The organism is Streptomyces sp. NPDC093225, from assembly GCF_044753805.1.
In the GTDB taxonomy this organism is placed as follows: domain Bacteria; phylum Actinomycetota; class Actinomycetes; order Streptomycetales; family Streptomycetaceae; genus Streptomyces.
The window spans coordinates 74,349-86,785 of sequence record NZ_JBIVNX010000029.1 but is presented as its reverse complement, the minus strand read 5'-3'; the positions used below and the strand labels follow the sequence as shown (position 1 = coordinate 86,785).

The following is a 12,437-nucleotide window of genomic DNA, read 5'->3' as shown; positions in this document are numbered from 1 at the left end:
GCCCGAGCCGCCCCGCGCGGCCCGCAGGGTCACCGCGGCAAGGGCCCGTGCTGCCCCCTGGCGACGCCCTGAGCGGCCGCAACGCACCCCGCACCCGGAAACACCGGCCCGACCCGTACCATGGCCGCATGTCCTTCCTCCGCCGCCGCAGCGCCGCCACTCCCGCGGGCCCGGACTTCGATGTCCTGGCCATGGACCCGGAGGACTGGCCCGGCAACCTCGGGGCCGGTCTGCTCCCGGCCCCCGACGGCAGCTGCCAGGGCGTCTTCCTGCGCTACGACCTGTTCGGCGGCCGCGGCCCCGCGATGATCATCGGCAACCTGCCCGAGGGCTCGCCCGCCCGCGAGCTGGCCGACAAGCAGGTCCCCTTCGAGGTGACCCAGCTGCTGGCCGCCCTGGAGAACGACGAGGAGGTCGAGGTCACCGGCACCGAGGACGTCCCCGTCATGCAGGGCGACAACCTCCTCATCGTGCGGCGGATCAAGCTCTCCGAGAGCCGCATCTCGTGCGTCCAGTTCGACCGCAGCGACAACGTCCTCGTGACGATCGCCAGCTGGGACCGGCCGATCACGGACGACCTGTACGCGCTCCTGAAGCCGCTCCCGGCGGAGCTCTTCCAGACCGGCTGAGCCGCGACCGGACAGGCCGACGCGCGGCCGTCGGACCGACCGAGGCGCGGCGCGCCGGGGCGGACGACCCACCACGGGCCCGCCCCCGCCCCCGCCCGGGTCGGCCCGACCCGGCGGCCCGCCCCCCGGCCCTCACCCACCCGCGATGTCGTTCGCCGCGACGTAGCCGAAGGTCATCGCGGGCCCGATGGTCGACCCCGCCCCCGCGTAGCTGTGCCCCATCACGGCCGCGCTGGCGTTCCCCGCCGCGTACAGCCCCCGGATCACCGAGCCGTCCGCGCGCAGCACCCGCGCCCGCGCGTCCGTGACCATGCCGCCCTTGGTCCCCAGGTCGCCGGGCACGATCTTGAAGGCGTAGTAGGGCGGCAGCCACAGCGGTGCCAGGCACGAGTTCGGGCAGACCGCGGGGTCGGTGTAGTAGTGGTCGTACGCCGAGTCGCCCCGGTGCTGGTCGGGGTCCGTACCCGACCAGGCCTGCCCGTTGAACCGGTTGACCGAGGCCTTGAGCGCGGCCGCCGGGACCCCGATCTGCTGTGCCAGGGCGTCCAGGTTCCACGCCTTGCGCACCGCCCCCGACGCGTACCAGGAGTCGGGGAACGCGAAGGTCGGCGCGACGTCCTTGAACAGGTAGCGGTTGCGGTAGTTCTGATCGACGATCAGCCAGGCCGGGATGTGCCCGCCGGACCGGTCCTTCTCGTACATCACGTGCACCACGTCGCTGTACGGCGCGGCCTCGTTGACGAAGCGCGCGCCCGCCTGGTTCACGACCAGCCCGCCCGGCAGGGTCCGTTCGGCCAGGCAGAAGTACGGCTCCCCCGGCAGCGGGATCGCCGGCCCCCACCACGCGTCCTCCATCAGCGCCAGCGCCGCGCCCGCGCGCTGCCCGGCCCTGATGCCGTCGCCGGTGTTCTCCCTGGCGCCCACCGTCCACTCGGTGCCGATGGGCTGCTGCTGGTACTGGGCGCGCATCGACGCGTTGTGCTCGAAGCCGCCCGAGCCGACGACCACCCCGCGCCGGGCCCGTACCACGCCCCGTACGCCACCCTGCTCGACGACCACGCCCGTCACCGCGCCCGACGCGTCCTGCACCAGGTCGGCCAGCGGGGTGTCGAGCCACACCGGGACCCCGGCCCGCATCAGCCCGGCCCGCAGGCCGGCGGCCAGTGCCTGGCCCATGGTGAGAGGCTTCTGCCCCAGCAGGGCGGCCTTCGTGCCGCGGGCCAGGCACTCGGTGGAGACGGCCAGGCCCTTGGCGTTCACGGCGGCCAGGGTGAGCCACTTGTAGTCGGCGCTGAAGACCACCATGCCGGCCGGGACGGGCATGTACGCCGGGTTCAGGTGCGCCAGTTCGGCGCCGAGGACGTTCCCGTCGATCTGGTCCGGCTCGATGCTGCGACCGCCGGCCAACCCGCCCGGCAGATCCGGGTAGTAGTCGCTGTAGCCCTCCATGTAGCGGAACCGCAGGGGGCTGTTGGCCATGACGAGGTCCAGCATCCGGGGCCCGTTGGCGAGGAAGGCCTGCTGCCGTGCGGCCGGTACGTCGGGTCCGACCACGGCGGCGAGGTACCGGGCCGCCTTGTCGGGGGTGTCCGGCACGCCGGCGGCCAGGATGACGCTGTTGTTCGGCAGCCAGATGCCGGCGCCGGAGCGGGCCGCGGACCCGCCGAAGGTGCCGGCCTTCTCGACGACCACGCAGCTCAGGCCGCGATGGGCGGCGGTCAGGGCGGCCGTCATGCCGGCCGCACCGGAGCCGACCACCACGACGTCGTACTCGCCCAGGACGGGGGTCCCGTCCGTCCCGGCGCCGGCCGTCCCGGCGCTGGCGGCCCGGGCGGCGGCAGCCGGCAGGCCTGCGGTGATGGCTCCGGCACCCGTGCCGGCGAGCACGGTACGGCGGGACGGTCGTGCGGCACGTGCGGACATGGGCGGCTCCGGCGGACGCGAGGGCGGGCGACGGCTCCTGATGGAGCGTCAGCATATGCTGGGCGTCAGCACCGTGCTCGCGGCGACAAGACAAGTCAAGGCATACGCGGGGGTAGCGCGTATGCCTTGACGTCCCTTCCCGCCGCCCCTCTGCGGCCGGAGGTCAGCGCGTGCCGACCGCCGCCCGGACCGCCCTGCGGGCCATCCCGCAGTCGTCGTGCAGCCGGCGCAGCAGCAGCCGCTGCTCCTCGCCGCTGCTGAGCCCGCCCGCGGTGGGCGTGCTCGGTCCGGTCCCGTGCATCGACCGCTGCACGGCGGTCTCGTACGTACGGATCTCCCGCGTCAGCACGAGCATCAGGTTCACGAGGAACGCGTCCTGCGACAGCGGCCCCGCGGCCTGCGCGAGCTGGCTGATCTGGCGCCGGGCCGCGGGCGCGTCGCCCAGTACGGTCCACAGCGTCGCCAGGTCGTAGCCGGGCAGGTACCAGCCCGCGTGCTCCCAGTCGAGGAGTACCGGCCCGGCGGGGGAGAGCAGGAGGTTGGACAACAGCGCGTCGCCGTGGTTGAACTGGCGCGGCAGCCGCCCGCCGGGGCCGGCCACGGCCAGGCCGTGCAGCAGCTTCTGCAGGTCGCCGCGGTCACGGTCGGTCAGCAGCCCCAGCTCGTGGTACCGCGCGATCCGCGAGCCGTAGTCCAGCGGCCGGCCGAACAACTCGGCCGGCGGGCGCCACTGGTTGACCCGGCACACGGCGCCCAGCGCGGCCCGTACGTCGGTGCGCGGCGGCGCCTCCACCGGATGCCGCTGCAGGGCCGCCACGCGCCCGGGCATCCGTTCCACGACCAGGGTGCAGTTCTCCGGGTCGGCGGCGATCAGACGCGGCACCCGTACCGGCGGACGATGCCGGACGAACGCGCGGTATACCGCTATTTCGTGGCGGTACCGCTCGGTCCACTCCGGCGAGTGGTCCAGTAAAACCTTGGCGACCGCGGTCGCGCGTCCGGTGGTCCCCACCAGCAGCACGGACCGGGCGCTCCTGCGCAGCACCTGGACGGGGGCGAACTCGGGGCAGATCCGGTGCACCGAGGCGAGTGCCGCGCGTAGTTGCGCCCCCTGGGGGCCGGACAGGTCGAGTCTGCCGCTGAGCGGCTGCGCCGCGGCCCCCGGCATCCGCCGGGCCCGCACCGTGCCCTGCGGCGGGACGGCCGCGCCGCGGCCGGGATCGAGGAAGGGGCCGCCGCCGGCCTGGAAGGTGCGGTGCGGTCGGGTCGGGGCGGTCACGGAGGACGATGCTGCGTACATGATGAATACGTATCCCTTCGTGCGCCGACGAGTTGCGTACGCTTCCCGCCCCGGCACCCCACGGAGAGCACCATGGGGAACCATGGGATTCCGCGACACCCTGGGGAGTGCCGGCCGGTGGACCGGGTCGGGAAGGCGCATTCCTACCTGACACCCGGCGGACCGTTGCGTACCATCTGGCGGACCCTGGCGAACCCTGGCGAATAGTCGCTCGGCATCTGACCGGGGGCTAGTGTCAAGTCAGCCGAGAACCTGGGGGCTTGACGTGAGCAGAGGACCCAACACCCGCCTGAACGACCTCTTCGGCCTCGCCGGGTGGTCCAAGGGAGAACTCGCGAGGCTGGTCAACCGGCAGGCGGCGGCCATGGGCCACCACCAGCTTGCCACCGACACCTCGCGGGTGCGGCGCTGGATCGACATGGGGGAGAGCCCCCGCGAACCCGTGCCGTCGGTGCTGGCCGCCCTGTTCACCGAGCGACTCGGTCGTGTCGTGACCATCGAGGACCTCGGGTTCGCAAGACCAGGGCGCACCAGCAGGCGGCAGCCGGGCGGGGCGAAGGACAACCCCGACGGGTTGCCGTGGGCGCCGGAGCGGACGGCCGCGGTCCTCACCGAATTCACGGGAATGGACCTCATGCTCAACCGACGCGGACTGATGGGCGCGGGTGCCGCGCTCACCGCCGGCTCCGCACTCAGCGGCCACATGCACGACTGGCTGCACACGGACCCGGCCCTGTCGATGGACGCTCCCCGCTTCAACGACCCCCTCCACGCCGACCCGGCCGGCTACGACCGGTACGAGGCCGCCCCCATCGGTTCCCAGGAGATCGAGGCCCTGGAGCGCTCCGTCGAGGTCTTCCGGGCCTGGGACGCCTCGCGTGGCGGCGGCCTCCAGCGCAAGGCCGTCGTGGGCCAGCTCAACGAGGTGGGCGGGATGCTCGCGTACCGCCACCCCGAGCACCTCCAGCGCCGGCTGTGGGGCGTCGCGGCCAATCTGGCGGTGCTCGCGGGCTGGATGTCCCACGACGTGGGTCTGGAGCCCACCGCGCAGAAGTACTTCATCATCGCCGCGCACGCCGCCCGCGAGGGCGGTGACCGCCCACGGGCCGGCGAGGCCCTGTCCCGGGCGGCCCGCCAGATGGTGCACCTGGGCAAGCCGCACGAGGCCCTCGACCTGATGAAGCTGGCCCAGTCCGGCTCCGGTGAGCGCACCCTGCCGCGCACCCGCGCCATGCTGCACACGGTCGAGGCGTGGGCGCAGGCGGCGATGGGCCGGGGCCAGGCGATGCGTCGCACCCTCGGCGAGGCCGAGGACCTGTTCGTGTCGGACAAGAACGACGTCCCGCCGCCGAGTTGGATGCAGCACTTCGACGAGGCGGACATGCACGGCATGCAGGCGCTGGCGTACCGCACGCTGGCCGACCACGACCCGTCGGCGGCCCCGGTCGCCAAGCGGCACGCCCTGGAGGCGCTGCGGCTGCGCGGCACCGGCTACCAGCGCTCACAGATCTTCGACTACCTGTCGATGGCCTCGGCGTGCTTCATCGCCGACGACCCCGAGCAGGCCGACCGCTACGCGCGGCTCGCCCTGGTGTCGATGGGGGAGACCTCCTCGCACCGGACCTGGGACCGGCTGCGCGAGATGTACCGTCTCACCGGGCAGTACGCGGGGTACGGGCGGATCGACGACCTGCGCGAGGAGATCCGGCTCGCGCTGCCGAAGAGCCCGACCCGGAAGGCGCGCCCGGCCGAGGTCTGAGCCGGCGCGCGGCCCCCGGCCGGCGAGCGGAAGCACGCGGGAAGGGGGCCCGCCGCAGAGCGAGCCCCCTTCGGTCTCGTGACGCGTTCAGGCGCCGACGCGGGCGACCAGCACGCAGGCGTCGTCCTCGCGCCCGGTCTCGCCGAACTCCTCGACGACCAGGCGCAGGCAGTCCTGGGCCGACCGGGCGGTGGCGAACCGGGGCGCCATCGCCAGCAGGCGCTCCGCCCCGTCGGTGCGGCTGAACTCGATGGTGCGGGGCGTCAGTCCGTCCGTGTGGAGGACGAGCAGGTCGCCCTCTTCCAGGCGCTCCTCGGCCTGCCCGTACACGGCGCCGGTGGTGGCGCCGAGCAGAACCCCCTCGGGGGGTTGGAGCGCTCGCCCGGCGCCGCCGCGGAAGAGCAGGGGCGCCGGGTGGCCGGCCTGCGCCCAGGACAGGGTCCGGGTGGCGGGGTCGAAGCGGCAGCACACCGCGCTGCCCAGGGCGGGCTGTACGGAGTTCTCCAGCAGTTGGTTGAGCCAGCCCATGAGGGGGCCCGGTGCGATGCCGGCCATCGCCATGCCGCGCAGCGCGCCGAGCATCATGGCCATCCCGGAGGTGGCGGTCACGCCGTGCCCGGTGAGGTCACCGACCGTCAGCATCGAGGTGCCGTCGGGGAGTTCGAGGGCGTCGTACCAGTCGCCGCCGATCAGCGCGCTGGTGGTGGAGGGCATGTAGTGGGCGGCGAGGTCGAGGGCTCCGGTGCTGCCGTGCGGGAACCGCAGGGAGCCGCGCCACGAGGGCAGTACCGCCTCCTGGAGCTCCACCGCGAGCCGGTGCTCGGTCTGCGCGATCTGGCGCCGGCGCTGGAGGGAGTCGAGGGTCTCGCGCACCGCCCGCTCGCTGCGCCGCAGTTCGCTGACGTCGCGCATGACGGCCCACATCGACGCCGTGCAACCGTCCTGGTCGAGCACGGGCTCGCCGCGCATGTGGAGCGTCCGTACGCAGCCGTCCGTCCGGACGATGCGGAACTCGCCGTCTATGGCCTTGCCGTCGACGAGGCAGTCGGTCACCATCGTCGTCAGGAGCGGCCGGTCCTCCGCGAAGAGGGTGGAGCCGAGCTCGTCGAGGGGGAGGGGGCCCTGCTCGGGGGCGCGGCCGAAGACCTGGTACAGCTCGTCGGACCACGTGACCTCGTCGGTCAGCAGGTTCCATTCGGCGCTGCCGACCCGTCCCTGCCCATCGGCCCCGGTCTCGGGTGCGGCGGCGGGCTGGGAGAGGTCGAGGGCTTCGGGAGCCGGCGGCAGCCCTTCCTTGAGCTGCCCCAGGTGCTCGCCGAGGTCGTCGAGGTGATGGACCGCCAGGTCGCACAGTGCGCGGTGCCAGCGGCCCTGCGCGTCGTCGTCGTCGACGACGGTGTCCCGTCGTACGGCGTCCACGTCCCCGCGCAGGCGTCGGGTCTGCGAGATCAGCGCGTCCACCGACCCCGGCTCGGGCGGCTGCGCGGGACGGTCCGCGTAGGTGTGGGACGGCATGGAGAACTCCGATACAGGCGCGGCTCGGCCAAGTCTGATGGAAGGGCCGGTTACGACTGTGGCACAGGCCGCGACGGCCTGTAAGGGAATTGGCAACATCCGTTACGTTCGTGCTTGTGGCATATGCCAAGGGCCTCGCTTGTCCCGATTCTTGTGCGAATGTTTCCGGTCAGAAGCTACTCCGGCGTAGGTGGCGACCGCCCCTCCGGAGGGGCGTCGGACGGGCGGTGTGCGACACCTGGCCCCGGCATCGCGACCCCGCTCCGCGGCCCCGTCGGCCCTCCTGTGCACCCCCGCACCCGAGGCCGAAACCAGCCCCTCCGACTCCCGTCTTCGCGCACCTGACCGAAGATCGCGTAACCCACTCTTTCGCCGTACCGCCCGTCACCGGGACGACGCCCGGCCCCCCGGAAGGGTGGGGCACGGCGGCCGCGCCGGGCCCCACAGGCACGCCCGGCGGCGGTGTGAAGGACCGGTTCCGCAGGACGGGTTCCACGGGACGGGAGTGATCGCTACGCTACGTGCCGGTAACCGGACACGCGGGCGGGAGCGGCATGGCGGAGCAGGGCAGACGGACGTTCCTCACCCGGTTGGTGGCCGCGCCCACCCTCGCGCTGGCCACCCGGATCGGGGCGGACGCCCTCGCGCCGCAGCCGGCGCACGCCGTGATCCCCTCGCTGCCGGCGCCGGCCGACCTCGTCGACCTGGGCGACCTGTTCATCCTGGCCGGCGCCCCGACCTCGCACCTGCTCACCCTCCGCCTGGAGACCGACGGCACCGTCGTCCTCCGGCTGCCCCGCGAGGAGGTCGGGCAGGGTCTGACCACCGCCGTCGCCATGCTCGTCGCCGAGGAGTTGGACACCCCCCTGGCGACGGTACGCGTCGAACTCGACGACGCCCGGCCCGAGCTGGTCTTCAACCAGCTCACCGGCAGCTCCAACAGCATCCGCTCCCTGTACGACCCGGTCCGCCACACCGCGGCGGCCGCCCGCGCCCGCCTGCTCGCCGCCGCCGCGCGCCGCTGGTCCGTCCCCGTGCGCGAACTCGACACCCGTGACGGGGCCGTGTACGCCCCGGACGGTCGGAGCGCCGACTACGGCTCCCTCGCGGTGGAGGCCGCCGCCCCCACGCTGGCCGTCCTCGCCGCCACCCCGAAGCCGGAGGCCCGGCACACCCTCGTCGGCCGGCCCACGGGACGCATCGACGCCCGCGCCATGGTCACCGGCCGCCAGCGCTACACCCTGGACCTCGACGTGCCCGGGGCCAAGCCCTGCGTGCTGCGCCGCCCGCCCACCCTCGGCGGCACCGTCCGGGCCGTCGCCAACACCGACGCCGTCCGGGCCATGCCCGGCGTGCTCGCCGTCGTGACCGTCCCCACCGGGGTCGCCGTCGTCGCCGAGACCTTCGGCCAGGCCCTCGACGCCAAGGCGGCCCTCCAGGTGTCCTGGGGCCCCGGCCCCGCGGACGACCTCTCGGACGCGGGGATCCGTTCGAAGCTGCGCGCCGCCACCCCGGCGCCGCTGCTGCCGCCCCTGCTCACGCCGTACGTCGACGCCGAGTTCGACTTCGCCTTCGTCAGCCACGCCCCCATGGAGACCAACTGCGCGGTGGCCGACGTCCGCGAGGACCGGGCCGAGATCTGGTCGGGCCTCAAGTCCCCGATCGTCGCCCGGGAGACCATCGCGGCGGCCCTGGGCCTGCCGCTGGGCAAGGTCACCGTGCACGTCGTCCAGGCGGGCGGGTCCTTCGGCCGCCGGCTCTTCTTCGACGCCGCGCTGGAGGCCGCCCTCGTCTCGCGCGCCGCCGGCCGGCCCGTCCGCCTGATGTGGACCCGGGTCGACGACACCCGGCACGGCCGGATGCGTCCCGCCACCCACCACCGCATCCGCGCCACGTACGCGCTCGGGGAGGTGCTCAGCTTCGAACACCGCGTGGCGGCCGCCGAGACCGACTTCCGGCACGGCCTGGGCGAGATCATCACCGCGACCGCCGCCAGCCTGCCCGGCGGCCTCGGCAACGGGGCCCTCGCCCAGACCCTGTTCGCCACCACCGTGAAGTCCCCCTACCACTTCGGGCTCACCACCCAGACCCTCACCGAGATACCGACCGGCATCCCCACCGGCTCCTGGCGCTCGGTGTACTCCGCCAACACGCGCGGCGCCGAGGAGATCGTGGTCGACGAACTCGCCGCCCGGCTCGGCAAGGACCCCGTCGCGTTCCGCCGCACCTTCCTCAAGACCGACGCCCAGCGCGCCGTCCTCGACAAGGCCGCCGCCGAGGGCGACTGGGGCCGGCCCATGCCGCCCGGCTGCGCCCAGGGCATCGCCTTCCACGAGGAGTACAAGTCCCGCACGGCCTGCCTGGTCGAGATCGACACCCGCGACCGGGACCGGGTGCGCGTCACCAAGGCGGTCGTCGTCGCCGACGTCGGTCGGCCGATCAATCCGCGCGGGCTGGAGGCCCAGCTGCTCGGCGGTCTCACCGACGCGATCTCCACCACGCTCCGCGCCGGCCTGCACATCGACAAGGGGCTGCCGATGGAAGGCAGTTACAGCCAGTTCCACTACGCGCAGCAGCGCGACACCCCCACCGACGTGCGCATCCACGTCCTGCTCGCCACCGGCGAGCCTGGCGGCGCCGGCGAACTCGGTGTGCCGGCGGCCGTCGGCGCCATCGCCAACGCCTACGCCCGCGCCACCGGGACGAAACCGCGCAGCTTCCCGCTCGACTTCGACGTCGACTTCACCCCGTACCCGCGCTGAGCCCCGCACCCCGCAGCCCCCGCGTTCAGCGCTCTCCCCCACAAGCCCCGCACTTCCCCACAGGCCCCGCTAGTCCCTGGAGTCCGCCGTGCCCACGCACACCTTCACCGTCAACGGGCGCAGTGTCAGCGTCGACGCCCCCGACGACCTGCCCCTGCTGTGGGCGTTGCGCGACCTGCTGGGCATCCGCGGGCCCAAGTACGGCTGCGGCGTCGACGTCTGCAAGGCCTGCACGAGCCACCTCGACGGCGAGGCGGTCCGCCCGTGCGTGGTGCCGGTGGCCGCGGCCGCGGGCCGCGAGGTCACCACGATCGAAGGACTCGCCGACGGGGACGAGCTGCACCCGGTACAGGAGGCCTGGCTGGAGCAGGACGTGGCGCAGTGCGGCTTCTGCCAGCCCGGCCAGATCATGGCCGCCGTCGCCCTGCTCAAGCGGACCGACGAACCCACCGACGCCGACCTCGACGCCATCGCCAACATCTGCCGCTGCGGTACGTACTTCCGCATCCGCGAGGCCATCAAGAGCGCGGCGGCCCGCATGAAGTGACGTGACCCCCTTGACGTGACGTCAACGTCCGTCCGGTGAGGGCCCGGCGCTCCCCTGATCGCGCCGGGACCCCACCGCGGGGTCCCGGGAGCCGGACGGTCACACCCTCGAGTGGTGCCGCTCCGCCGTCCGGCCCCGGTACGACACAACCTAGATCGGCGTGCGGCCGATGACAGGGTTCGCTCTGCCCAGTGGCCGGGCGAGACCGGTATCACAGCGCACAGTCAGCGCCGGATGCTTCAATGCGGTTCCGGGCGCTGCCGGTTGTCGTCCGGACCGCGGAACGCAGCGAAGGGGTCCGACGATTTCGAGCCAGCCCGCCGCCGGAGCCACCGCCCGGTCCCGCCCCGACGACGTCCTCAAGGCCCACCGGCTCGCCCACACCGGCGGCTCCGAAGCCCTGCTGCGCTGGTTGGCCCAGCGCCTGGACGCCTGGACCGCGGTGGTACGCCCCGACGGCTCCGCCGTCCGCGCCTCCGTGCCCACCCCTCCCGCGGCCGGTGAGGCCGAGCTCGTCACCCGCGGCGCGGCCGAGCGCAGCGCCCGCGGGGTGCGGTCGGCGGTGTTCGAGGGGAGCGGGTCCGCCGCCCTGCTCTTCGCCCTCGACGAGGAGCCGCCGAACGGGGGCCGCGCGCCCGGGGGCGGCCGCGCCCTGGTCGCGGTACTGGCCCGACCGTACCCGCCGGGCGCCGCCGGCCTGCTCGCCGACGCGGCCGTGCCGCTGGCGCTCAGCCTGCGCGTCGAGGACGCCGAGCAGCGCCACCAGCAGGCCGCCCTGGCCGAATCCCGTGCGCGCGAGGCCGTGCTGCACCTGCTCATGAACGGCCGGGTCTCCACCGCCCACCAGATCGCCGAGGCCCTCACCCCCTCGCTGCCCGACCCGTTCCGGATGTACGTCGTCGAGTGCCGCGCCGGCCGCCGCGAGGCGGTCGCACGGCGGTGCCGCGAGCTCACCGACGGCCGGGCCTGGGTCGTGCGCTGCCCGGTCTACGTGCGCCACCTCATCGTCCTCGCGCCCACGACGAGCCCGATCGCCGCGCCCCGTCCGATCGCCGTGCCCCGCCCGGCCGCTGCGACCCGCCCGGCGCCCGTGCCCCGGTCGGCCGCCGGGGCCGGCTACGACCCGCTCGCCGACCCGCTCGCCGACCCGCTCGCCGAAGCGCTGGCGGCGGCGGACCGCGAGTGCCTGATCGGGGTCAGCGACGAGGGGCCGCTGCGCGACAGCCAGGAGGCGTACACGCAGGCCTTCCACGCCCTCGCCGTCGCCCGCGGCCGCGCCGAACGGTACGCGTGCTTCGGCACCGGGGCCGAACTGGCCCTCGCGGCACACCGGCCCGGCGCCGCCTGGGCGGCCGCGCTGCTCGCGCCGCTGCACGCGTACGAGCCCAAGCGGCCGCAGGACCCGGGCGGCGAGGAGCTGCGCGCCACCGTGCACGCCTGGCTGAACTTCAGCTCGCACGCCACCCGACTGCTCAAGATCCACCGCAACACGCTCGCCACCCGGCTGCGGCTCGTCGAGACCGTGCTCGGCCTCGACCTCGCCCGGCTGTCCGACCAGTCGGCCCTCTCCCTGGCCCTCCGGCTCACCCCGCGCGGCGTGCCCGCGCCCGCCGACCCCGGCGGCGACCTGGACGACGTACTCGCCCATCCCGACGTCGTCCGCTGGGCCGCGGGCCACCTCGCCCCGCTCACCGCACCGGACGCCCCGCCCGGCGCCCGCGAGACGCTGCGCGCCTGGCTGCGCCACGACACCCAACTCGTGCCCACCGCCGCCGCCCTGGGCATCTCCGTCCCCGGCGCGCGCAAGCGGCTGACCCGCCTGGAGGCCCTGCTGGAGCGCTCCCTCCTGCAGTCGCCGAGCGCCCGCCACGACCTGTGGCTCGCCCACCGCGCGGAGGACCTCGCCGGGGCCTGACCCGGGCGCGCCGGGCCGCCGCGGCGGCCCGGCGCGCCCGGCAGCGTGTGTCACGCGCGCCGGCGTGGACCCGTGCGCGGATCATGC

The 12,437-nt window shown here is 74.4% G+C and carries 8 protein-coding genes; 5 read left to right on the top strand and 3 right to left on the bottom strand.

Features of this window, described 5'->3' with window-relative positions:
- Positions 1-128 precede the first annotated feature (128 nt).
- Positions 129-629 carry a hypothetical protein gene (locus ACIQCH_RS24660; RefSeq protein WP_402584213.1) on the top strand — a complete coding sequence of 167 codons (501 nt, stop codon included), beginning with the start codon at positions 129-131 and terminating at the stop codon, positions 627-629.
- A 132-nt stretch (positions 630-761) separates the two neighbouring features.
- Here the strand turns inward: ACIQCH_RS24660 and kstD are convergent, their stop codons facing one another.
- On the bottom strand, positions 762-2,552 hold the full coding sequence (kstD, locus tag ACIQCH_RS24655; RefSeq protein WP_402584211.1) for a 3-oxosteroid 1-dehydrogenase: 1,791 nt from the start codon (positions 2,550-2,552) through the stop codon (positions 762-764).
- 163 nt (positions 2,553-2,715) lie between these two features.
- On the bottom strand, positions 2,716-3,852 hold the full coding sequence (locus ACIQCH_RS24650; RefSeq protein ID WP_402584209.1) for an aminoglycoside phosphotransferase family protein: 1,137 nt from the start codon (positions 3,850-3,852) through the stop codon (positions 2,716-2,718).
- A gap of 265 nt (positions 3,853-4,117) precedes the next feature.
- On the opposite strand from ACIQCH_RS24650, the gene ACIQCH_RS24645 reads away from it, so the two are divergent.
- The gene (locus ACIQCH_RS24645) at positions 4,118-5,611 is read left to right on the top strand and encodes a hypothetical protein (protein WP_402584207.1); all 1,494 of its coding nucleotides are present in this window, start codon (positions 4,118-4,120) and stop codon (positions 5,609-5,611) included.
- 87 nt (positions 5,612-5,698) lie between these two features.
- Here the strand turns inward: ACIQCH_RS24645 and ACIQCH_RS24640 are convergent, their stop codons facing one another.
- Positions 5,699-7,126, bottom strand: a complete 1,428-nt coding sequence (locus tag ACIQCH_RS24640) for a PP2C family protein-serine/threonine phosphatase (protein ID WP_402584205.1) — start codon at positions 7,124-7,126, stop codon at positions 5,699-5,701.
- A 554-nt stretch (positions 7,127-7,680) separates the two neighbouring features.
- On the opposite strand from ACIQCH_RS24640, the gene ACIQCH_RS24635 reads away from it, so the two are divergent.
- The 3 genes from ACIQCH_RS24635 (at position 7,681) to ACIQCH_RS24625 (ending at position 12,350) form a co-directional block, all read left to right on the top strand.
- Complete coding sequence (locus ACIQCH_RS24635) at positions 7,681-9,888, top strand: molybdopterin cofactor-binding domain-containing protein (protein WP_402584203.1); 2,208 nt, start codon at positions 7,681-7,683, stop codon at positions 9,886-9,888.
- Positions 9,889-9,976: 88 nt separating this feature from the next.
- The gene (locus tag ACIQCH_RS24630; protein ID WP_402584201.1) at positions 9,977-10,435 is read left to right on the top strand and encodes a (2Fe-2S)-binding protein; all 459 of its coding nucleotides are present in this window, start codon (positions 9,977-9,979) and stop codon (positions 10,433-10,435) included.
- Positions 10,436-10,847: 412 nt separating this feature from the next.
- On the top strand, positions 10,848-12,350 hold the full coding sequence (locus ACIQCH_RS24625) for a helix-turn-helix domain-containing protein (protein ID WP_402584199.1): 1,503 nt from the start codon (positions 10,848-10,850) through the stop codon (positions 12,348-12,350).
- Positions 12,351-12,437 lie beyond the last annotated feature (87 nt).